We start from the raw sequence: 20,583 nt of genomic DNA, 5'->3' as shown, positions 1-20,583 counted from the left end.
CGATTATCCACGTACAAAACCTTCACGCTCCATACGGGTGGCGGCAAGCAAGAGCCGCTTCCTCGGGGGAGGGCGCGGGGCCGCCCAGGCGAAGCGCCTCAGGGGGGCGTCACCATCGGTATATAGCGCGCAATCGTGCGGCTGCGCTGCGCCAGATAGCGCGATTGCGGCATTTTCTCGAAGCGCTTGGGCGCCGGAAGCATGGCGGCAAGTCGTGCTGCCTCAGCCGCATTGAGCTGGGCGGCACTCTTGTGGAAGTAATGCCGGGCGGCGGCCTCGGCGCCGAACACGCCCTGGCCCCATTCCACATTGTTGAGGTAGATCTCCAGAATGCGCTGCTTGCTCAGCATCAGCTCCAGCAATTGCGCCAGCACCAGCTCCTGCCCCTTGCGCAGAAAATTGCGTTCGCCCGACAGCAGCAGGTTCTTGGCCAGCTGCTGGGTGATGGTGGAGCCGCCATAGACCTTGGCTGGCTTGCTGTTGCTTCCGGCTTTTTCTGCCTGCATGGCCCTGGCCTCGGCTTGTGCGTTGCGCTGCCATGCCCTCTGAACGGCATTCCATTCCACGCCGTGGTGGTCCATGAAGCCGGCGTCCTCGGAGGCAATCACCGCGCGCTTGAGGCTGCCGGAGATCTGGTCGTAGTCCACCCATTGCTGGCGCCAGCGCAGGCCCTCGCTGCTGTGCACAAGCTGCCAGGCTTCGGAGCGCTGATAGCTGGTGGACTCCGGGTCCAGCCAGGCCATGACTGCGATGCGTGCCACAAAAAACAATTGCAGCAGCAAGGCCGAGCAGAGTATCAGCAGCAACAGTCGGCCCAGAGCTTTCATGATCTGCCCGCCTCAGTGGGCCGCTTCGGTCAGCAGCAGTGCACGCAGCTCGGCCAGCACCTGTGTCGACGGCGGACGTACGCCGCGCCAGAGCGCAAAGGACTCGGCGGCCTGCTCCACCAGCATGCCCAGGCCATCACGCGCCAGTGCGCCATGGCTGCTGGCCCAGTTCAGAAAATTCTGGGCGGCGGGTCCATACATCATGTCGTAGGCCAGACTGCGTGCGTGCAGCACCGATGAGGGGGCTGGTACATCGGCACCTGCCAGGCTGCTGGCCGTGGCGTTGATGACGATATCGAAATTTTGGGCCAAATCGGTCTCAAGCACTTGTCTTTCCAGTGTTACCAGTTCTACTTTATGTAGTGCGGCAATGGCCGCGTGCTGCTCAATCAGCGCCACCGCCTTGGCCTGTGTGCGGTTGGTGACGACGATGCGGTGCGGCTGTTGCTCGATCAGCGAGCCAAGTGAGCCGGCTGCAGCGCCACCCGCACCCAGCAGCAGCACATCGCGCCCGGTGATGGGCACGCCGGCATTGCGGGTGATGTCGGCCACGATGCCAAGGCCATCGGTGTTATCTGCATGAATGCCGTCGGCGCTGAATACCAGAGTGTTGGCGGCACCGGCCAGGCGCACGCGCTCGCTGGCGCTGGTGGCTAGCTCGGCAGCCTGCAGCTTGAAGGGAACGGTCACATTGCAGCCCTTGCCGCCGCGCGCGGCAAAGTCGCGCACAAAGTCGGCAAAGCCATCGAGCGGTACCAGGGCGCGGTCGTAGCTGAGGGGCTGGCCGGTCAGCTCGGCAAAGCGGGCATGAATCCAGGGGGAGCGGCTATGGGCAACGGGGTTGCCCATGACGCAGTAGGCATCAAGCGTATTTGTCATAAAAAGGCTGAAGGAAATCGCTGAGCAGAGTTGGGTATGCGTTGGGGCAGTAGCCTGCGAAACCAGCCAAGCCTGAGCCAAGGCAGCCGCGCAAGGGCCGTCCCGCTGCGCTGGCTGCGTTCCCCGCCCTCAAGCGAAGCGATGCGAGAGCGGGGGAAGGCGCCGAAGGCAGCACAGGGGGTCACCTTATGTCTGTTTCCAGTGTCTGCTCGCGTGTGAACCTGAAGCGCGAGACGACGGCAATCTGATCGGCCTTGGTACGCATGGCCGGGCCGAAGTGGCCGTAGGGGCCGGCGGCCCGGGCGATGGCCTCGGCACGGGTATCGAGCATGCGGTTACCCGAACCCTGCACAACTTCGGTGGAAAGTACGCGGCCGTCATGATTCACAGTCAGGATCATGACCAACTCGCCATACAGCTTCTTGCCCTTGTTCTCGGGGAAATTTTCCGTGCCCTTGTCCTCCACCTTGCGGCGCAGCGCATCGTAGTAGACCGCATACACGGCCTCCTTGGTGGCGGGGCTGATATAGCGCTTCTTTGGGCGGGCGTTTTCCGCGTTGATGCGCTTTTCAATCTCGGCCAGCAGCTTGATGAGCTGCAAGCGCTTTTCTTCCTGGGCCTCCAGGGCCTTGTTGTCGGCACTCAGGCGCGGGTCTATGGGGGGCAGCGCGGCCACTTGCTGGCGCAGCTGGGTCAGCAACTGGTTCTGCTGTTCCTGCATGGCATCGAGCTGACGCTGTTTTTCCTCGAAATCATCGCCCACCGCCGTCAGGGCCGAGTAGGGCATGGGGCTGGTGGAGCGGCCCTGGTCGGCATCGCCGCCGCCGGCCAGCGAGGTCTGGGCAATGGCCTGGGCCTTGTCCGGCGTCTCGTTGGCGCGGGCGTTGACCAGAATCACTTCCAGCGGAGTGTCCTGAAAAACGCGCTCAAAGCGTTCCGGGTCCACGAAACGGATGGTCAGCAACACGGCATGGACGGCGATGGACACGCCCAGCGCCAGCTGCAGCGTACTCAGTCGTCGAAGAGAGGTGGGCAGTTTCACGGCAGCGTCAGGGCGATGAGGTTTGGAGGTCAGGACTTTGGCTGGTCTGCAGCGGGATCGGCGTCGTTCATGTCCACTGCAATGGAGATGGGGCCGGCCACGGTGTCGTCATCGTCTTCGGCGCTGTCCTCGCCGTCGCTCCCGGCTTCGGCTCCTGCATCCAGGCGCTCGATCAGCGTGCCCGAGATGTCCAGCGAGATCTCGTCGATTTCACCCAGCTTGACGCGCACATGGGCGCCGCGCGGCAGGTTCTGCGCACCCAGCACGGGCAGCACCAGCGGCAGATTGTCGGCTCGCACCAGGAAGGATCCGTTGGGGCCTTCCTTGAAGACGCTGGCCGTTAGCTCGGTAATGCCGTTCTGCTCCAGATACTTGAGCGTCCAGAAGCGCTCCATGCCGGCCTGATAGCCGTTGTAGGCGCTGTAGGCACCGTCAAAGCTGCTGATGATGCCGAACAGCTCGGCATCTTTGGGCTTGAAGGGCGCTGCCAGGGCGGCCGTCTTGCCGTGGCGGGCGCAGGCAATGATCTGCCACTGATTGACCAGATCCACATAGCGGCGCAGCGGGGAGGTGGCCCAGGAGTAGGCTTTCACGCCGATGCCGGCGTGCGGCAAAGCCTTGGTGCTCATGCGCACCTTGACGCCGGGTGCCAGGCTGGCCTGGCTGCGGTAGATGCCGGGCACACCGTGCTCGGCCAGCATCAGTCCCCAGGTGCTGTTGGCTACGATGGCTGCCTCGGCCACGATCAGGTCCAGCGGCGCGCCGCGCTTGCGCACGGTGATCTGCACCTGCTCGCTGCCGTTGGGCTCGGCGCCGTCGTTGCCGACGAGACGGAAGTTGTAGTCCGGACGGTTGAAGTTCTCGGGCTTGCCGCGCACCACTTCGCGATTGGCCTTGAGGAACTTGGACCAGCGCTGCAAAAAGGTGAGCTCCTTGCGCTTGCCCAGCAATGAATCAGGCGTATTTTCAACCTCGATTGAGGAGTCGGTCAGCCATTCCTCGGTGACGATGTGATCGAGCTTGTCGTAGCGGAAGTTGACTTCCACGGGCACGCGTTCGAGACGGGTTTCGCTGGAGATGGTCTCCAGCGTCTCTTCGTTGATCTGCACATACAGCGAAACGGCGGGGTTGGAGCGGCCCTCGTCCAGCGTATAGATATGCACCACGTCGTCGGGCAGCATGGTGATCTTGTAGCCGGGCATGTAGACGGTGGACAGGCGGGCGCGGCCCAGCTTGTCCAGCTCGCCGCCGGGTGTGATGGCCAGACCGGGAGCGGCAATGTGTATGCCCACGGTGACGGTGCCCGTACCCAGGCCGGTGACGGATAGCGCATCGTCGATTTCAGTGGTGGCCGAGTCGTCGATGGAGAAGGCCTTTACATCGGCCACGGGCAGGTCGGCTGGTGGCTGAGGCGCCTGCACGGCGGGGAAGCCCGTGCCTTTGGGGAAGTTGTCGAACAGGAAGCGCTTCCAGTGGAACTGGTAGGACGAGTCAATAGCGCCTGCGCGGTGCAGCAGCTCCAGCGGGGCCAGCTTGGTGGTGCGGCTGGCATCGACCACGGCCTTGTATTCGGGGGCGTTCTTGTCGGGCTTGAACAGAATCTTGTAGAGCTGCTCGCGGATCGCCTGCGGGCACTCGCCGCGGCCCAGCTCCTCGGCCCAGGCGTCGATCTGTGCCTGAATCTGTTTTTTCTTCTCGATGGCGGCAAGGGCTTGCTGCAGGATTTCCGCAGGGGCCTTCTTGAAGCGGCCCTTGCCCGCACGACGGAAATAGTGCGGTGCGTCGTACAGGCAGAACAGCGCACCGGCCTGCTGGGCCAGCGTCGCGGATTCGGAAAAATAGTCACGCGCCAGGTCGGCAAAGCCGAACTCTTCCTCGGGGGCAAATTCCCAGGCCAGATCCAGATCGATCTCGGCGGCCTGGGCCTGGCCCTGAGCGACCAACTCGGCAGGAGCCGGCTTCTCGAACTTGAGCAGGATATTGGCGGCCTTGACCTTGACCCGCTTGCCCGAGTCCAGCTCGACTTGGGCAGAGGATTCGGCTTCGGAGAGGATGCGCCCGGCCAGAAATTTGCCGGCTTCTTCAAACAGTGCGTGCATAACCGCGCATTTTCCCACGAGCCGAACATTCGGTGCTCAGAAGTGATTCAGTTCATGCTTGAGATCGGTCAACATCAGACGCAGCCCCCCGCGCGGTCAGGGCCGCGAACAGGGGGCTCGTTGCAGCAATACAGCCGTTCCCCGGGTCGGCGCATGGAGTCCGCCGAGGGGGATCAGGCCAAGGCCAGAAATTCGTCGATCCGGTCCAGATATTCGGCAAAGTTGCTCAGGGCGTGGTCGCCGCCTTCTTGCACCAATTGCAGGGCGTGAGGATAGCGCTCGCTCATCTCGTTCCAGTCCAGCACCTCGTCGCCCTGGGCGATCAGCACCATCTCGGGTGCTGCCGGCGTCATGGTGCGGGTGTCGAGCTGGCGCAATTCCTCAATGTATTCGGGGCGAAAGAAGAACTTTTCCTCGGGGTCATGCCAGCTGGACTGCTCGCCAATGTATTTTTCCAGGTCGCGGGCCGGGTTGACGGCAGGGTTGATCATCACGCTCTTGCAGCGCGCCAGCTGGGCCACCCAACTGGCGTAATAGCCGCCCAGCGACGAGCCCATGACGGCCATGTTCTGGCGTGGCCAGTTGGCGATGCCCTCGGCGATCACGGCCGCCGCTTCGCGCGGCGAGGGCGGCAGCTGAGGACACCACCAGCGTACCTTGGAATGCCTGGCGCCCACGTAGTCCGCCATGATGCGTGCCTTGCTGGACTGAGGGGAGGAGCGAAAGCCATGCAGATACAGCAGGTGGGTGGTCGTCATAGCGGCAATCTCCTCTGGTAAAAAACACTTCTGTCTCGGCCATTGTGGACGGTTTGCTCCAAGACTATCAGGGGAGAAGGCCTATGGCGGGGAGGAATGAGCGTGGGCCGACTTGAGTCGTCAGCAAAGCTCAACCCTGCAAGCTGCACGGCGGTCGGCTCCCACGATAATTGCGGCCCATGTCCGCCATCGAATTCGATAAGCCCTCGCTGCTGCAACGCATTGTTCCGCTGTTTCGCGGCTTTGATTTCCTGCTGCTTCTCTTTATCGCCATGTTGGCGGGTGCGGGGCTGCTGGCCATGTACTCGGCAGGTTTCGATCACGGCACGCGCTTTGTGGACCACGGTCGCAATATGCTGATTGCGGCGGGCCTGCTGTTCGTGCTGGCCCAGATATCCCCCCAGCAACTGATGAAGGTGGCCGTGCCGCTCTACACCCTGGGCGTGGTGTTGCTGGTGGCGGTGGCGCTGTTCGGCATCACCAAGAAGGGGGCCACGCGCTGGGTGAATGTGGGAGTGGTGATTCAGCCCTCCGAGCTTTTGAAGATCGCCACGCCGCTGATGCTGGCCTGGTGGTTCCAGCGCCGCGAGGGCAATCTGCGCGCATCGGACTTTGTCATCGCCTTTGTGCTGCTGATGGTGCCCGTGGGCCTGATCATGAAGCAGCCCGATCTGGGCACCTCGCTGCTGGTGATGGCTGCGGGCCTGTCCGTGATCTTTTTTGCCGGCCTGCCCTGGAAGCTCATCGTGCCGCCCGTGCTGCTGGCCTTGGTCGGCATTTTCCTCATCGTCTGGTTTGAACCCCAGCTCTGCGCCGATGGCGTGAGCTGGTATTTTTTGCATGACTATCAGCGTACACGCGTCTGCACCTTGCTGGACCCCACGCGCGACCCGCTGGGCAAGGGCTTTCACATCATTCAGGGCATGATCGCCATCGGTTCGGGCGGTGTCTGGGGCAAGGGGTTCATGGCGGGCACGCAGACTCACCTGGAATTCATTCCAGAGCGCACCACCGACTTCATCTTTGCCGCCTATTCCGAGGAATTCGGCCTCATAGGCAATCTCTTCATCATCGTCGGCTTTCTGCTGCTGGTCTGGCGGGGGCTGGCCATTTCCATGAATGCCAACTCGCTGTTCGGCCGACTGATGGCAGCGGCCGTGGCCATGATCTTCTTCACCTATGCGTTCGTGAACATGGGCATGGTCAGCGGCATTCTGCCGGTGGTGGGCGTGCCTCTGCCTTTCATCAGCTATGGCGGCACGGCCATGGTCACGCTGGGCCTGGCGCTGGGCGTGCTGATGTCGGTGTCGCGGGCCCAGCGGCAACTCCCCGGCGGTGATGGGCATATTCCCCATGCGTGAAGACCCGTGATAGGGATTGAGTGCTCTTAAAAGGAGAGCTTCAGTCCTATACCTTGCAAGCCTTGAGTGATGGTTTTATGTGAAGTTATGTGCCGAGGCGGCGGGCTTAGATCGTTGAAAAATGTCAGTAGTTCCGTCCAAGGTCTTGCCTGGACTGTAAACAGCGTTTACAAACGGTTCTGGGGGGTCAGAAGACCGATCAAGCGGGAGCGGCAAAGACCCAGGTGGGGTTCTGTCATGCAAAGCGGGCAGGGCGGAACCCGGCAAGTGCGAAGCTAAGTGAATGGAGCGGAATGTTGTTCAGCCTGGTGGGGCAGCATTCCGCTCTTTTTTATGCGCAGCCCGAGACAAGTCAGGGCTTGCAGCTATCTCTACAATGCTCTCATGATTTCCCGCGAACCCACCATCGAACGCTTGGCCACGGCCCGTCAGTTGCTGCTTGAGCCCTTCGGCCTGGACGAAACCCATCTTGCGCGTGCGCTTGCCGAAATTCGCTCGCACCAGGTGGATGACGCCGATCTCTACTTCCAGTACACCCGCGCCGAGGGCTGGAGTCTGGAAGAAGGCATCGTCAAGACCGGCTCCTTCTCCATCGATCAGGGAGTAGGCGTTCGGGCGGTTAGCGGCGAGAAGACGGCTTTTGCCTATTCCGACGACATTTCCGAAGCCTCGCTGCTGGATGCCGCACGTACCGTGCGCTCCATCTCCAGCGCCACCCAGACGCGCCGCGTCAAGGCGGGTGCGCAGAAGATTGCACAAAGCCGTTCGCTCTATCCCGAGCTGGACCCCATCAGCACGCTGGACAGCACGGCCAAGGTCGAGCTGCTGGGCAAGGTGGAAAAGCTGGCCCGCGCCAAGGACCCGCGCGTGGTGCAGGTCATGGCAGGCCTTGCCAGTGAATACGATGTGGTGCTGGTAGCCCGTGCGGACGGCACGCTGGCGGCCGACGTGCGCCCGCTGGTGCGCCTGTCTGTGACGGTGATCGCCGAGCAAAAGGGCCGCCGTGAAGTCGGCTCTTCGGGCGGTGGCGGTCGCTTCGGTCTGGCCTATTTCAGCGACGAGCAGATCAGCCAGTACGTGGACGAGGCTGTGCATGCAGCCCTGGTCAACCTCGAATCGCGCCCTGCTCCGGCCGGCGTGATGACCGTGGTGCTGGGCTCGGGCTGGCCCGGCGTGCTGTTCCACGAGGCCGTGGGTCATGGACTGGAAGGTGACTTCAACCGCAAGGGCTCCAGTGCCTTCAGCGGCCGCATCGGTCAGCGCGTGGCCGCCAAGGGCGTGACCGTGCTGGACGACGGCACGATTGCCGATCGTCGTGGCTCTCTGAACGTCGACGACGAAGGCCATGTCAGCCAGAGCAATGTGCTGATCGAGGACGGTATTCTCAAGGGCTATATCCAGGACTCGATGAATGCGCGCCTGATGGGCGTCAAGCCCACAGGTAATGGCCGTCGCGAAAGCTATGCCCACATTCCCATGCCGCGCATGACCAACACTTATATGCTGGGCGGCGACAAGGATCCGCAGGAGATCATCGGCTCCATCAAGAAGGGCCTGTACGCCACCAACTTCGGTGGCGGCCAGGTGGACATCACCAGCGGCAAGTTCGTGTTCTCTGCCAGCGAAGCCTACTGGGTGGAAAACGGCAAGATCCAGTACCCCGTCAAGGGCGCGACCATCATCGGCAGCGGCCCGGAGTCGCTCAAGCACATCAGCATGATAGGCAACGACATGCGCCTGGACTCGGGCGTAGGCACCTGCGGCAAGGAAGGCCAGAGCGTGCCCGTGGGCGTGGGCCAGCCCACGCTGCGCATCGACGGCCTGACGGTCGGCGGCACGGCCTGACGGAAACCCCCGGCGGGTTTTCCCACCCAAAGCAAGACCCCGCTCTGCATGGCAGACCGGGGTCTTGTCGTTTCCGAGTGCGGCAATCGCCTGCCAGCAGGGTCTTTCAAGGGTGTTTTTGTGTTTGAGCGCGAATATTGTCGATTCGCTGAAAAATTGCATTCAATCTGGTTTTTTAGAAATTTGCATCAATAAAATTCAAAAAAAATAGAAAAAATGCAAAAAACTTGCGCGAAAGAAAACTATGAAAAATACGCCATGTCAGAGGGAGAACCTGTTTTTGACAGAACTGCCGCGCCGGCCACAGATGTTGCAATGCAAAAGAGCTGTGCTACATTGAAAGACATGCAAACGCAACGCGCCTATTTCTTTTACTTTTGGTTCTCGCCCCCGGCGGCTGAGAGGTAAACGCGCGCACCCTGCAAACACCTCCCAAAGAACCGCCGAAGCTGCAAAGCCCGGCGGTTTTTTTTCACCCCTACGTTTCAGCACCCCCGGTTTTCAACGATCAAACACCTCACGAAAGATTGCCATGACTGCTCTGAACACTTCCGCCACTGATTCCTGGTATCGCGCCGGCTCTCCCAAGACAGGCCAGACCGACGACGCACGCATCAAGGAAATCACAGTGTTACCCCCTCCAGAGCACCTCATTCGCTTCTTCCCCATTCGCGGCACTGCCGTGGAGACGCTGATCAGCGACACTCGCCGCAGCATCCACAACATCATGCGTGCGCAAGATGACCGCCTGCTGGTCATCGTCGGCCCTTGTTCCATTCACGATCCGGCCGCTGCCCTGGACTACGCCGGCCGCCTGGCGGTCGTGCGCGAGCAGTACAAGGACACGCTGGAAGTGGTGATGCGCGTCTATTTCGAGAAGCCCCGCACCACCGTGGGCTGGAAGGGACTGATCAATGATCCCTACCTGGATCAGAGCTATCGCATCGACGAAGGCCTGCGAATTGCGCGCCAGCTCCTGATCGACATCAACCGTCTGGGTGTGCCTGCGGCCAGCGAATTTCTGGATGTGATCTCGCCCCAGTACATCGGTGATCTGATCAGCTGGGGCGCCATCGGTGCCCGCACCACGGAAAGCCAGGTGCACCGCGAACTGGCCTCGGGCATTTCGGCGCCGATTGGCTTCAAGAACGGCACGGACGGCAATATCCGCATTGCCACAGACGCGATTCAGTCGGCCAGCCGCGGTCACCACTTCCTGTCGGTGCACAAGAACGGTCAGGTCGCCATCGTGCACACGGGAGGCAACCAGGACTGCCACGTGATTCTGCGCGGCGGCAAGACCCCCAACTACGATTCCGCACATGTGGCGGCCGCCTGCCGGGATCTGGAGGCAGCAGGCCTCACACCTTCGCTGATGGTGGACTGCAGTCACGCCAACAGCAACAAGCAGCATGAGCGCCAGAAGGATGTGGCCCGTGATATTGCAGCTCAGATCGCCGGCGGCTCCAGCAGCGTGTTCGGCGTGATGATCGAAGGCCACCTGGTCGGCGGTGCACAGAAGTTCACGCCCGGCAAGGACGAAGTGGGCGATCTGACCTATGGCCAGAGCATTACCGATGCCTGCCTGGGCTGGGATGATTCCCTGGCAACGCTGCAAGAGCTGTCGCAGGCCGTGAGCCAGCGCCGCGCTGCTGCGCTCGCCAGCAAGCAGGAAGCTGAAGTGCTGGCCTGATCGACAGGGCGGGCATGAACGACGAAGGCCACAGGGAGTGTTCCCTGTGGCCTGTTTGCTTTTCCAGATGGAGCGGGTTGTCTGCCGGCTCAGTGCTTGGTGTCTGGTGCAGGCTCCGGCGTCATATCGCAGCCGTTGAGCGTGGCATCGATGCGATTGAGAAGGCGCAGCAGATGTTGCTTGTCAAAGTCGGTGCGCTGCTGCCACTCGTGATCGGCCAGCGGATAGACGTGGCTTTGGTGGGGGAGGCTACCCTTGGCCTCGATCACGGCGCGCAGGCGCGGGATGAACACCCATTGCAGCCACTCGTGCAGCTTGAGCGTGTCGTACATGAAGGGCGTGGTGGACTCCAGTGCCTTGGGGTCCGGGGCAACAGCAGACCAGAGCTTCTGGACTTGCAGTTCGGCCTCCAGCTGCAGCAGATGCTCGCGTATTTCTTGGTAGATGTTTTCAGCGGTCATGGTGATGGTTCCTGAAGGCATTGCAACGGCCTTGCAAACTGGCATTCGTCAAAGAGCTGCCTACTATGTGAGTCTTGTCATCGTGTTTTCAAGATAGGGCGCACCATGTCGATAACTGGCGGGTTACGAGACCGTAATGGCACTTGAAAAACACTGTTTTGACCTTATATTCATGCAAAGCGTGCAGATGATGCTATGAAATTTAATTATTTTGCATGGCTTTGCAGCCTATGTTCCCGTAACCACTGTGATGCTTGATGCAAGCCCTTGAGGCCTGCATTGTTTGCCGCAGCTGTTTGCAAACCGTCAGCTTGCAGCATCTTCAGCACCGCGGTCACCATTAAGCTGTGGCCACGACAACGAATGGTGCAAGAGTCACCAGGTCAGAGGAGATTTATGCGTAGTGAAGTAATCGTGGTTTTGGATGGCGACCGTGAATACCGGGTCGATACCCAGTCGCTGCCCCCCATAAGTTCGGATGAGGGCCGACGTTGGCTGGATCAGCAGTTTGTCTCGCTCGAATGCGAGCCTTTGCGGGCCACGGGCAAGGTGCTGCTGGCTGACAAGCTGGTGGTGGTTGCACGTGAGGCGCGCAATCGCCCCGAGCTGTTTGACAACGAAGACTGGCGCAACAGCTATGCCCTGGCAGCGCATGCTGTGCTGTCCAAGCCCTTGATCCGGGTGGATGTGCCGGCGATGTCGATTAGTTATTGACACCCCTGAGCCGCTTTGCGGCTTCCCCCTCTCTGCTTCGAGGAGGGGGCGACAGCCTAGCTGCGAGACGGCTCTTGCTTGCTGTCCCTATGTGGAGGCATGCCAGTTTTGAAGATCGCTGATGAAAATGCCCGCGTTGAGCGGGCATTTGCTTGTGTTCGAGGCTTATTTCAGCGCTTGCAGCAGCTTGGCGTGGATGCCGCCAAAGCCGCCGTTGCTCATGCAGACGATATGGTCACCAGGTTGGACGACGGCACTGATCTGCGCTATCAGGGTCTCGATATCACCCGCTACCTGAGCGCGCTGGCCGGCGCCTACGCCCATGGATTCCAGTGCTTCGGCGGCATCCCAGTCGAGGCCAGCAGTGTGGCAGAAGACCAGATCGGCGCTTTCCAGCGACCAGGGTAACTGGCTCTTCATGGTGCCCAGCTTCATGGTGTTGCTGCGAGGCTCGAACACTGCCAGGATGCGGGCCTCTGCCCCGAGCTTGCGGCGCAGGCCGTCCAGGGTGGTGCGGATGGCTGTGGGGTGGTGGGCGAAGTCGTCATAGACCTCGATGCCGTTCACGGTGCCGCGCAGCTCCATGCGACGCTTGACATTCTGAAAGCGCGACAGGGCTTCGCAAGCCGCCTCGGCACTGACGCCCAGATGGTCGGCGGCAGCGATGGCGGCCAATGCATTGAGCTGGTTGTGCACGCCAGTCAGGCTCCAGCGCAGTTGCGCTACCTGTTTTCCGCGGTGCAGCACGGCAAAGTCGCTGGGATCGCCATCGGCGCTGAAATCGCTGACAGCCGAGCCGAAGCTGCGCACTTCGCTCCAGCAGCCCTGGGCCAGCACGCGGGTCAGGCTTTCTTCCAGGCCATTGCTCACCACGCGGCCGGTTGAAGGCACGGTGCGTATCAGGTGGTGGAACTGGCGCTCGATGGCAGCCAGATCGTCAAAGATGTCGGCGTGATCGAATTCCAGGTTGTTGAGCACGGCCGTGCGGGGGCGGTAGTGCACAAACTTGCTGCGTTTGTCGAAGAAGGCGGTGTCGTACTCATCGGCCTCGATCACAAACACGGGTTCGTCACCGACGGGGCCAGGGCCCGCGACGGGACGCTGGGCCGCACCGAGGCGGGCGGAGACGCCAAAGTCCAGCGGCACGCCGCCGACCAGGAAACCGGGTTGCAGACCCGCGCACTCCAGCACCCAGGTCAGCATGGATGTGGTGGTGGTCTTGCCGTGGGTGCCGGCCACGGCCAGCACATGGCGACCGCGCAGCACATGTTCGGCCAGCCATTGCGGGCCGCTGGTATAGGCGGCGCCGGTGTCCAGAATCGCTTCCATCAGCGGGAATTTGGGCGATCCGTCGGGCAGACGTTTGCGGCTGACGACGTTGCCGACCACATACATATCGGGCTTGAGCGCAATCTGGTCAGCGCCATAGCCCTCGATCAGTTCGATGCCCAGTTGGCGCAGCTGATCGCTCATCGGCGGGTAAACGCCGGAATCACAGCCCGTCACCTTGTGACCGGCTTCTCGTGCCAGGGCGGCCAGGCCCCCCATGAAGGTGCCGCAAATGCCCAGAATATGTATGTGCATGGCCGGGGATTCTACGTTTGCCTGCATGACCTGGAGGCAAGCCATGGCCCGCCTGGGTGCTGGCGGTAACCTTTCTTATCAAATTGATAGCTGGTTGCGCATGATTTATATGGATTTAAATGTGTTTTCACTTTCGGTTCGATACGAAGCGGGTGCTAGCAGCTATCAAAAGCTTGGTCTGTACGGTCCAGGTCAAAGCGCGGTCATTCATCTGGGTCACAATGCGTGCATGACCCGCCGCGCCTGCTGCTGCGGGCGTGATGAAATAGCGCTATGAGTTTGGATAACGTGACTGCTGAAATCGCTCAGACAGCGGCCCGCCTGGTGGTGGAGGAGGGCCTCGAATGGGGTCCTGCCAAGCAGCGAGCCGTGCGTCAGCTTGGCCTGCCCGGCCGCACGGCGCTGCCCGACAACGATCAGCTTGAAGAAGCGGTGCGTGAATATATAGAGCTGTTCTGCGGCGACACCCAGCCGCAGGAGTTGCAGGCACTGCGCGAGCTGGCCCTGCTCTGGATGGACAGGCTGCAGGAGTTTCGTCCGCATCTGGCTGGGGCGGTCTGGCGCGGTACGGCCACGCGGCTGTCGGATATCTATCTGCAGCTGTTCTGTGATGACCCCAAGTCTGCCGAAATAGCGCTCATCAACAATCATGTGCAATACGAGCCGAGCACGGTCACGGGCTTTCAGGGCAAGCCGGTCGAGGCGCTTTCCATTCATGCACTGTGCAAGCCGATCAATGAAACCGTGGGCGTGCATCTGCTGGTCTACGACCATGATGATATGCGCGGTGCCATGAAGCCCGACAGCCGTGGCCAAAGCCCGCGTGGCGACGCCAAAGCCTTGCGCAAGCTGCTGCAGGAGAGCTGAGATGAGTGAAAACACCCCTGAGAACAAGTCGACCAATGGCTCGCGCCGTCTGTGGCTGACCGGCGCGGTGGCCGCAGTGGCGGCCGGGGCCGGCGCCGGTGTGGCCTGGTGGCGCAGCCAGCCACAGGCCATGGGGCCTGGCGTCGAGGCACAGCTGTGGAGTCAGACGTTTGAAACCCCCGATGGCATGCCTTTTGCCATGGCTGGTTTACAGGGCCGTCCCCTGCTGGTGAACTTCTGGGCCACCTGGTGCCCGCCCTGTGTCAAGGAGCTGCCCATGCTCAGCGAATTTGCGGTGCAGCAGGGCGCAAAAGGCATTCAGGTCGTGGGGTTGGCGGTCGACAAATCCGAAGCAGTGATGCGTTTTTTGCAGCGCCAGCCCGTGCAATTCCCGGTAGCCATCGCCATGCAAGGGGGATTGGGGCTGAGCAGAAGCCTGGGCAACTTGCAGGGGGGCTTGCCATTCACGGTTCTTTTTGATGCCAAGGGACAAGTGCGGCAACGTAAAATAGGCGAGCTTTCCAGCGAAGATCTGACAGATTGGAGTAAATAGAGCGAATGAACATTGCTCTTGTCGTCAGAAAAGTGTAGGTAACTAAATTCCATGGCGACGTTAGTGAAAAATATCTGCCAATGCACGCAGAAGGCCGAATTTGAGGTAAATTCGCGCCCTGTTTAGAATTACGTCGCTGGAGCTCCCATGGATTTGCGAAAACTCAAGACCCTTATTGATCTGGTGTCCGAATCGAATGTGTCGGAACTGGAGATCACCGAAGCAGAGGGCAAGGTCCGTATCGTCAAGAGCGAAGGTGTGGTCCACCAATACGTTGCTGCCCCCGTGCAGGCGGCTCCTGTGATGGCTGCCCCCTTGGCTGCCGCTCCCGTTGCCGCTGCTCCCGTGGCGGCCGCTGCCCCTGCTGCTGTAGAAGGGCATGTGGTCAAGTCGCCCATGGTCGGTACCTTCTACCGTGCCTCCAGCCCTGGCGCCAAGGCCTTTGTGGATGTGGGCAGCCAGGTCAAGGAAGGCGACACCATCTGCATCGTCGAAGCCATGAAGATCCTCAACGAGATCGAAGCCGACAAGACCGGCACCATTGTTCGCGTTCTGGGTGAAAACGGCCAGGCTGTGGAATACGGCCAGCCTCTGTTCGTGATCGAGTGATAGATCATGAGGCGTTGCATGCAGTTCGCATTGCAGCGCCGAGGTGCGCTAGCCACTGGCTGCGCGACTGAGTCATTGGCAGTGGTCTGTGCTGCGGCACAGGCACCAAGCTGCGAGGAACTTCATGTTTAAGAAAATTTTGGTTGCCAACCGGGGCGAGATCGCCCTGCGCATCCAGCGCGCTTGCCGTGAGCTGGGTATCAAGGCGGTGATGGTGTACTCCGAAGCCGACCGTGATGCCAAGTACGTCAAGCTGGCCGATGAGGCCGTGTGTATCGGTCCGGCTCCTTCCCCACTGTCCTACCTCAACATGCCGGCCATCATCTCGGCTGCCGAGGTGACCGATGCGGAAGCCATCCACCCCGGCTACGGCTTCCTGTCGGAGAACGCCGACTTTGCCGAGCGCGTGGAAAAGAGCGGCTTCACCTTTATCGGCCCGACGCCCGAGAACATCCGCACCATGGGTGACAAGGTTTCGGCCAAGCAAGCCATGATCAAGGCCGGCGTGCCTTGCGTGCCCGGCTCGGACGGCGAGTTGCCCGACGATCCCGCACTCATCAAGCGCATTGCAAAGACCATCGGCTACCCCGTGATCATCAAGGCCTCGGGCGGTGGCGGCGGTCGCGGCATGCGTGTGGTGCACACCGAAGCTGCGCTGATCAATGCCGTGCAGATGACCAAGGCTGAAGCCGGCGCTGCTTTCGGCAATCCTGCCGTCTACATGGAAAAGTACCTGCAGAACCCACGTCACGTGGAGATCCAGGTGCTGGCCGATACGCACAAGAGTGCCGTGTATCTGGGCGAGCGCGACTGCTCCATGCAGCGTCGTCACCAGAAGGTGATCGAGGAAGCGCCGGCTCCCGGCATCCCCCGCCGTCTGATCGAGAAGATCGGCGAGCGCTGCGCTGCGGCCTGCAAGAAGATCGGCTATCGCGGTGCGGGTACCTTCGAGTTCCTGTACGAGAACGGCGAGTTCTACTTCATCGAGATGAACACCCGCGTGCAGGTGGAGCATCCCATCACCGAGCTGATCACGGGCATCGACATCGTGCGCACCCAGATCATGATCGCTGCCGGCGAGAAGCTGCCTTTCACCCAGCGCCAGGTCGAGTTCAAGGGGCACGCCATCGAGTGCCGTGTGAACGCCGAAGATCCGTACAAGTTCATCCCTTCGCCAGGTCGCATCTCCATGTGGCATGCTCCCGGAGGTCCTGGCGTACGTGTTGACACCCATGTGTACAACAATTACTTCGTGCCGCCCAACTATGACTCCATGATCGGCAAGATCATTGCCTATGGCGATACCCGCGAGCAGGCCATGGCCCGCATGCGCACGGCCTTGCTGGAGACCGTGGTGGAAGGCATCAAGACCAATATTCCGCTGCACCAGGATCTGATGGTCGACTCCAAGTTCATGGAAGGCGGCACCAACATCCACTATCTGGAAGAGTGGCTGACGCATCGCACGCCCAACAAGCGATGAGATCAGGAGCCTTGCTGCTCTGAGTTCCCATGCTGGCCTCTGGCAACGGAGGCCAGCATTTTCGTTTTTCAGGAAAGTACAACTGCGTTCTCTCCATCAGGCCTGAGCTGGCATGGATGACGCAGTTGCTAGAAAGGATGGCCATGTTCGAGCTGAGCCTGCTGTGCCCCGAAGATCGGGTCGAAACCATTAGCGAAGCGCTGGATGCACTCGATGCATTGAGCGTGTCCGTAGAAGATGCCGATGCGCAGACCGAGGCCGAGCAGGCGCTGTTCGGCGAGCCCGGCATGCCCGCACCGAAGGAAGGCTGGAACCGCAGCCGCGTGATCGCCCTCTATCCCGACGAAGCTGCGGCCACCGAAGCGCGTGATCTGCTGCTGCCGCAGGACTTTTTTGAAGGCTGCAAGATTCTCGCCCTCAAGCCCGTTCCCGAGCAGGACTGGGTGCGCCTGACGCAGTCGCAGTTCGAGCCCGTGGATATCACGCCCGAGTTCTGGATCGTGCCCACCTGGCATGAACTGCCCGAGCAGGCCAAGGTCAGCATCCGTCTGGACCCTGGTCTGGCTTTTGGTACCGGCACCCACCCCACTACTCGCATGTGTCTGCGCTGGATTGCACGCCAGCCCGAGGGCTCCCTGGGGCGCACGCTGGACTATGGCTGTGGCTCGGGCATTTTGGCCATTGGTGCCGCCAAGTTCGGCGCGACCGATGTGGATGCGGTGGATATCGATCCCGCAGCCGTGGAATCGACCAACTACAACAGCAGCGCCAACCATGTGGAGATCAAGGCCGGTCTGCCCGATGCGGCTGGCGGCGAGTACCGGACCGTGCTGGCCAATATTCTGGCCACGCCGCTCAAGGTGCTGGCTCCGCTGCTGTGCGGCCGTGTGCAAGCTGGCGGCAATCTGGTGCTGGCCGGCATTCTGGAGCGCCAGGCCGATGAGCTGAAAGAGGCCTATGCGCCTTATCTCAAGCTTGAGGTGGCCGATAGCGAGGACGGCTGGATTCTCATGACCGCCCAGCGCGCGGCCTGATTGCGAGACAGACCCGCCGCCAGCAGGTGTGCGGGTGGTTGCTGCCTACAATGACATCTTGATGAGCCAAGTCACCCGTTGCCCCTCCTGTGGAACCCGCTTCAAAGTGGTTGCCGACCAGCTGCGCATCTCGCAGGGCTGGGTGCGCTGCGGGATGTGCCAAAGCGTCTTTGATGCCTCGCAGGATTTGCAGTCCGTGCCCGATGAGCTGCTGCAGCCGGAAGCTGCTGATGCGCCGCAGAAGCCGCCCGTGCAGGAGGCGCAGCCGACGCAGGCTGGCGAACGGGCGCCGGCTTGGCCGCAGCAGGAGGCCGCAGATTCTGCGCTGGCCGCTCCCGCCTTCGATGCGCAGAAGGCTGAGGCACCGCAGAAATCGGCTTCGGATTCGGTAGTCGCGGCAGCGACTGTTGCTCAGACCGGAGCAGCCACGCCGCCAGCAAAGCCTGCCGATGTGGCTTCCGAGCCAGAGCCTTTCGGGGCCATGCCCGGGATGGCGGATGGACAGTCCTCGTTTGTCGATCAGGCGCGTCCTCTGACTGAAGAGGATGCAGAGCCTGCTCAGCATGAACCTCATCCCGAGGTGAGGGAGCCGGAAGACAGGCTGGAAACCAGTGATATTCCCGTGCCCGCCGAGCCGGCGCTGGAGCCGGAGCTGCTGGTATCGCCGCCGCCAAGCGAGGCCCTGATGCCCGAGGCCGCGCAGGACCTCGAGGATGAGGCCAAGGCCGTCTCCAAAGAGGCGCTGCTGCACGCCGATATCGGCGATATACAACCTGCCAGGGACCGGGCGCAGGCTGTCACGGATTCGGATCAGGATGAGGCTGTTGCCATTGCAGGCGATGAGCCGGGCTTTGTGCGCGAGGCCCGCCGGCAGGCGTTCTGGCACTCGGCAGGAATGCGTGTGGCGCTGGTGCTGGGCTCGCTGGTGGCTGTTGCCGGTGTCGTCGGACAGCATGCCTGGCAGCAGCGTGATGTGCTGGCTGCGCAATATCCGGCGCTGGCTCCCGTGCTGGCCAAGGCCTGCAGTCTGGCGGGTTGCGAGCTGCAGGCCCGCCGCGCGATTGCCGATGTGGTGATCAGTGGCTCGGGCTTCAAGCAGCTTGCCGATGCCCGTCAGTACCAGTGGAGCCTGACCCTGGAGAATCGCTCCGATGTGCCGGTGGCCATGCCCATGGCCGAGCTGACCCTGACCGATGCACAGGACAGGCCTTTGCTGCGCCGGGTCATCGACCTGAAGCCTCTGGGTGCCCCGCAGCAGCTGCAAGCCCGTCAGGAGTGGAGCGTCAACGTGCCTGTGCAAGTGCAGGATCTTGGCGCTGCCGTGGCGGGTTACCGGGCACTGGTTTTTTACCCCTAATACGGCTTGTGCCAATGCGGATCAGGCAAGGTGTCTCGTCAGTAGAAACGCCCGTTGTACATCCTTGTTGGCGCAAGCCCCCCTTCATTCATTTCTGAAAGAGAACGCACCATGGCCGCTTTGATCTGCGGGTCGCTGGCATTCGACAACATCATGACCTTTGAAGGTCGTTTCGTAGACCAGATTCTTCCCGACCAGCTGCACATACTGAATGTATCGTTTCTGGTGCCCACGCTGCGCCGCGACTTTGGTGGCTGTGCCGGCAATATTGCCTATAGCCTGAAGCTGCTCGGCGGCGATGCGCAGCCCATGGCCATGGTGGGCAGCGATGGTGCGGATTATGTGCAGCGCTTCAAGGAGCTGGGTATTGAGACCCGTCATGTGGGTCAGCTGCAGAGCACGCATACGGCGCAGTGCATGATCATGACCGATCATGACAACAACCAGATCACTGCCTTCCATCCAGGCGCCATGATGCAGGCGCATGAGAACCGCATCACTGCCGACATGGCTGCCGAGGTCAAGGTCGGCATCATTGCTCCCGATGGCCGCCAGGCCATGATCGAGCACGCCGCCCAGTTCAAGGCTGCAGGCATTCCTTTTGTGTTCGATCCGGGTCAGGGCCTGCCCATGTTCAACGGCGATGAACTCAAGGCCTTTATCGAGCAGGCCGACTGGGTGGCGGTGAATGACTATGAAGGCAAGATGCTCAGCGAGCGCACGGGCCTGAGCTTTGACGAGATCTCGCGCAAGGTGCGCGGTCTGGTCGTGACCCTGGGTGCCGAAGGCTGCGAAGTCTGGCAGCAGGGTGAGAAGACACTGGTTGCTCCGGTCAAGCCCGCTGCCGTGGTCGACCCCACGGGTTGCGGCGATGCCTGGCGCGGTGCCTTCCTGTTTGGTCTGGAGCGTGGTTGGGACCTGGTGCGTTGCGCCGAACTGGGCAACCGCTTGGGGGCGCTGAAGATTGCGCAACGCGGCCCGCAGAACTATCAGCTGGACTTCCAGCCCTGATGCGATGTCAGTGCCCTGAGGGTACTGATCGCGGTGCATGTAAAAAGCCCGGCTCTCGCAGGAGAGCTCGGGCTTTTTTATGGCGTGCAGGTCAGCGAACCGATCAGGGCTTGTTACCTGTGGGGAAGGGCCAGGCGGCTTGAGGTGCCAGGCGGGTCTGTGCCACGGGTGCAGCGGTTTCGGTCACTGCGGCAGGAGCGGGTGCTGCTGCAGCCTTCTTGGGAGCGGCGGCCTTGGCAGCGGTTGCAGCCTTCTTGGGTGCAGCCTTTGCAGGAGCGGCAGCCTTGGCAGCAGTTGCAGCCTTCTTGGGGGCAGCGGCCTTGGCAGCAGTTGCAGCCTTCTTGGGCGCAGCGGCCTTGGCAGTAGTTGCAGCCTTCTTGGGGGGCAGCGGCCTTGGCAGCAGTTG

Annotated in this window: 19 protein-coding genes and 1 pseudogene; 12 read left to right on the top strand and 8 right to left on the bottom strand. The window is 61.5% G+C overall.

Features of this window, described 5'->3' with window-relative positions:
• Positions 1-98 precede the first annotated feature (98 nt).
• The 5 genes from mtgA to CTATCC11996_RS22955 all read right to left on the bottom strand — a co-directional run bounded on the left by mtgA (position 99) and on the right by CTATCC11996_RS22955 (position 5,605).
• The gene (gene mtgA / locus CTATCC11996_RS22975; RefSeq protein ID WP_003081114.1) at positions 99-827 is read right to left on the bottom strand and encodes a monofunctional biosynthetic peptidoglycan transglycosylase; all 729 of its coding nucleotides are present in this window, start codon (positions 825-827) and stop codon (positions 99-101) included.
• 12 nt (positions 828-839) lie between these two features.
• Positions 840-1,706 (bottom strand): shikimate dehydrogenase, encoded by an 867-nt coding sequence (gene aroE, locus CTATCC11996_RS22970; protein WP_003081112.1) that lies wholly within the window; start codon positions 1,704-1,706, stop codon positions 840-842.
• Positions 1,707-1,887: 181 nt separating this feature from the next.
• The gene (locus tag CTATCC11996_RS22965; RefSeq protein ID WP_003081110.1) at positions 1,888-2,748 is read right to left on the bottom strand and encodes an energy transducer TonB; all 861 of its coding nucleotides are present in this window, start codon (positions 2,746-2,748) and stop codon (positions 1,888-1,890) included.
• Between the two features lie 29 nt (positions 2,749-2,777).
• Positions 2,778-4,847 carry a ribonuclease catalytic domain-containing protein gene (locus CTATCC11996_RS22960; RefSeq protein WP_003081108.1) on the bottom strand — a complete coding sequence of 690 codons (2,070 nt, stop codon included), beginning with the start codon at positions 4,845-4,847 and terminating at the stop codon, positions 2,778-2,780.
• Between the two features lie 173 nt (positions 4,848-5,020).
• Complete coding sequence (locus tag CTATCC11996_RS22955; RefSeq protein WP_003081105.1) at positions 5,021-5,605, bottom strand: YqiA/YcfP family alpha/beta fold hydrolase; 585 nt, start codon at positions 5,603-5,605, stop codon at positions 5,021-5,023.
• 179 nt (positions 5,606-5,784) lie between these two features.
• Here CTATCC11996_RS22955 and rodA point away from each other — a divergent pair, with 179 nt between their 5' ends.
• The 3 genes from rodA (at position 5,785) to CTATCC11996_RS22935 (ending at position 10,504) form a co-directional block, all read left to right on the top strand.
• The gene (gene rodA / locus CTATCC11996_RS22950) at positions 5,785-6,966 is read left to right on the top strand and encodes a rod shape-determining protein RodA (RefSeq protein WP_003068946.1); all 1,182 of its coding nucleotides are present in this window, start codon (positions 5,785-5,787) and stop codon (positions 6,964-6,966) included.
• A 384-nt stretch (positions 6,967-7,350) separates the two neighbouring features.
• Positions 7,351-8,811, top strand: coding sequence for a metalloprotease TldD (tldD, locus tag CTATCC11996_RS22945; protein ID WP_003051333.1), 1,461 nt, complete (start codon positions 7,351-7,353; stop codon positions 8,809-8,811).
• Between the two features lie 532 nt (positions 8,812-9,343).
• Complete coding sequence (locus CTATCC11996_RS22935) at positions 9,344-10,504, top strand: 3-deoxy-7-phosphoheptulonate synthase (protein ID WP_003081098.1); 1,161 nt, start codon at positions 9,344-9,346, stop codon at positions 10,502-10,504.
• An 89-nt stretch (positions 10,505-10,593) separates the two neighbouring features.
• Here the strand turns inward: CTATCC11996_RS22935 and CTATCC11996_RS22930 are convergent, their stop codons facing one another.
• Entirely contained in the window at positions 10,594-10,965 is a 372-nt protein-coding gene (locus CTATCC11996_RS22930; protein WP_003081096.1) for a YqcC family protein, read from the bottom strand.
• Positions 10,966-11,361: 396 nt separating this feature from the next.
• Between CTATCC11996_RS22930 and CTATCC11996_RS22925 the strand changes: the two genes are divergently transcribed.
• The gene (locus CTATCC11996_RS22925) at positions 11,362-11,679 is read left to right on the top strand and encodes a hypothetical protein (protein WP_034350152.1); all 318 of its coding nucleotides are present in this window, start codon (positions 11,362-11,364) and stop codon (positions 11,677-11,679) included.
• 165 nt (positions 11,680-11,844) lie between these two features.
• Here the strand turns inward: CTATCC11996_RS22925 and mpl are convergent, their stop codons facing one another.
• Positions 11,845-13,263, bottom strand: a complete 1,419-nt coding sequence (gene mpl / locus CTATCC11996_RS22920; RefSeq protein WP_003081091.1) for a UDP-N-acetylmuramate:L-alanyl-gamma-D-glutamyl-meso-diaminopimelate ligase — start codon at positions 13,261-13,263, stop codon at positions 11,845-11,847.
• 43 nt (positions 13,264-13,306) lie between these two features.
• Here mpl and CTATCC11996_RS25650 point away from each other — a divergent pair, with 43 nt between their 5' ends.
• The 8 genes from CTATCC11996_RS25650 (at position 13,307) to CTATCC11996_RS22885 (ending at position 20,177) form a co-directional block, all read left to right on the top strand.
• Positions 13,307-13,540, top strand: coding sequence for a hypothetical protein (locus tag CTATCC11996_RS25650; protein WP_138983871.1), 234 nt, complete (start codon positions 13,307-13,309; stop codon positions 13,538-13,540).
• Positions 13,537-14,130: a hypothetical protein gene (locus CTATCC11996_RS22915; protein WP_003081089.1), complete on the top strand. Its 594-nt coding sequence runs from the start codon at positions 13,537-13,539 to the stop codon at positions 14,128-14,130. The genes CTATCC11996_RS25650 and CTATCC11996_RS22915 overlap by 4 nt, the downstream gene beginning before the upstream one ends.
• Before the next feature lies 1 nt (position 14,131).
• On the top strand, positions 14,132-14,683 hold the full coding sequence (locus CTATCC11996_RS22910; protein ID WP_003081087.1) for a TlpA family protein disulfide reductase: 552 nt from the start codon (positions 14,132-14,134) through the stop codon (positions 14,681-14,683).
• A gap of 147 nt (positions 14,684-14,830) precedes the next feature.
• Complete coding sequence (gene accB / locus CTATCC11996_RS22905; RefSeq protein WP_003081085.1) at positions 14,831-15,292, top strand: acetyl-CoA carboxylase biotin carboxyl carrier protein; 462 nt, start codon at positions 14,831-14,833, stop codon at positions 15,290-15,292.
• A 124-nt stretch (positions 15,293-15,416) separates the two neighbouring features.
• Positions 15,417-16,775, top strand: coding sequence for an acetyl-CoA carboxylase biotin carboxylase subunit (gene accC, locus CTATCC11996_RS22900; RefSeq protein ID WP_003081083.1), 1,359 nt, complete (start codon positions 15,417-15,419; stop codon positions 16,773-16,775).
• A 143-nt stretch (positions 16,776-16,918) separates the two neighbouring features.
• Entirely contained in the window at positions 16,919-17,809 is an 891-nt protein-coding gene (gene prmA / locus CTATCC11996_RS22895) for a 50S ribosomal protein L11 methyltransferase (protein ID WP_003081081.1), read from the top strand.
• A gap of 61 nt (positions 17,810-17,870) precedes the next feature.
• On the top strand, positions 17,871-19,166 hold the full coding sequence (locus CTATCC11996_RS22890) for a DUF3426 domain-containing protein (RefSeq protein WP_034350210.1): 1,296 nt from the start codon (positions 17,871-17,873) through the stop codon (positions 19,164-19,166).
• A gap of 111 nt (positions 19,167-19,277) precedes the next feature.
• Positions 19,278-20,177 (top strand): carbohydrate kinase family protein, encoded by a 900-nt coding sequence (locus CTATCC11996_RS22885; protein ID WP_003081078.1) that lies wholly within the window; start codon positions 19,278-19,280, stop codon positions 20,175-20,177.
• Positions 20,178-20,280: 103 nt separating this feature from the next.
• Here CTATCC11996_RS22885 and CTATCC11996_RS22880 read toward each other — a convergent pair.
• Positions 20,281-20,583, bottom strand: a pseudogene (locus tag CTATCC11996_RS22880) (hypothetical protein); the annotation flags it as partial.

This window comes from Comamonas testosteroni ATCC 11996 (assembly GCF_000241525.1).
In the GTDB taxonomy this organism is placed as follows: Bacteria; Pseudomonadota; Gammaproteobacteria; order Burkholderiales; family Burkholderiaceae_C; genus Comamonas; species Comamonas testosteroni.
The sequence above is the reverse complement of the archived record's forward strand: the minus strand, read 5'-3'. Positions and strand labels throughout refer to the sequence as shown.

What these genes read in the sequence shown, in the direction of transcription:
- mtgA (WP_003081114.1), bottom strand. Translation starts at nt 827, where the DNA reads ATGAAAGCTCTGGGCCGACTGTTGCTGCTGATACTCTGCTCGGCCTTG.
- aroE (WP_003081112.1), bottom strand. Translation starts at nt 1,706, where the DNA reads ATGACAAATACGCTTGATGCCTACTGCGTCATGGGCAACCCCGTTGCC.
- CTATCC11996_RS22960 (WP_003081108.1), bottom strand. Translation starts at nt 4,847, where the DNA reads ATGCACGCACTGTTTGAAGAAGCCGGCAAATTTCTGGCCGGGCGCATC.
- CTATCC11996_RS22955 (WP_003081105.1), bottom strand. Translation starts at nt 5,605, where the DNA reads ATGACGACCACCCACCTGCTGTATCTGCATGGCTTTCGCTCCTCCCCT.
- rodA (WP_003068946.1), top strand. Translation starts at nt 5,785, where the DNA reads ATGTCCGCCATCGAATTCGATAAGCCCTCGCTGCTGCAACGCATTGTT.
- tldD (WP_003051333.1), top strand. Translation starts at nt 7,351, where the DNA reads ATGATTTCCCGCGAACCCACCATCGAACGCTTGGCCACGGCCCGTCAG.
- CTATCC11996_RS22935 (WP_003081098.1), top strand. Translation starts at nt 9,344, where the DNA reads ATGACTGCTCTGAACACTTCCGCCACTGATTCCTGGTATCGCGCCGGC.
- CTATCC11996_RS22930 (WP_003081096.1), bottom strand. Translation starts at nt 10,965, where the DNA reads ATGACCGCTGAAAACATCTACCAAGAAATACGCGAGCATCTGCTGCAG.
- CTATCC11996_RS22925 (WP_034350152.1), top strand. Translation starts at nt 11,362, where the DNA reads ATGCGTAGTGAAGTAATCGTGGTTTTGGATGGCGACCGTGAATACCGG.
- mpl (WP_003081091.1), bottom strand. Translation starts at nt 13,263, where the DNA reads ATGCACATACATATTCTGGGCATTTGCGGCACCTTCATGGGGGGCCTG.
- CTATCC11996_RS25650 (WP_138983871.1), top strand. Translation starts at nt 13,307, where the DNA reads ATGGCCCGCCTGGGTGCTGGCGGTAACCTTTCTTATCAAATTGATAGC.
- CTATCC11996_RS22915 (WP_003081089.1), top strand. Translation starts at nt 13,537, where the DNA reads ATGAGTTTGGATAACGTGACTGCTGAAATCGCTCAGACAGCGGCCCGC.
- CTATCC11996_RS22910 (WP_003081087.1), top strand. Translation starts at nt 14,132, where the DNA reads ATGAGTGAAAACACCCCTGAGAACAAGTCGACCAATGGCTCGCGCCGT.
- accB (WP_003081085.1), top strand. Translation starts at nt 14,831, where the DNA reads ATGGATTTGCGAAAACTCAAGACCCTTATTGATCTGGTGTCCGAATCG.
- accC (WP_003081083.1), top strand. Translation starts at nt 15,417, where the DNA reads ATGTTTAAGAAAATTTTGGTTGCCAACCGGGGCGAGATCGCCCTGCGC.
- prmA (WP_003081081.1), top strand. Translation starts at nt 16,919, where the DNA reads ATGTTCGAGCTGAGCCTGCTGTGCCCCGAAGATCGGGTCGAAACCATT.
- CTATCC11996_RS22890 (WP_034350210.1), top strand. Translation starts at nt 17,871, where the DNA reads ATGAGCCAAGTCACCCGTTGCCCCTCCTGTGGAACCCGCTTCAAAGTG.
- CTATCC11996_RS22885 (WP_003081078.1), top strand. Translation starts at nt 19,278, where the DNA reads ATGGCCGCTTTGATCTGCGGGTCGCTGGCATTCGACAACATCATGACC.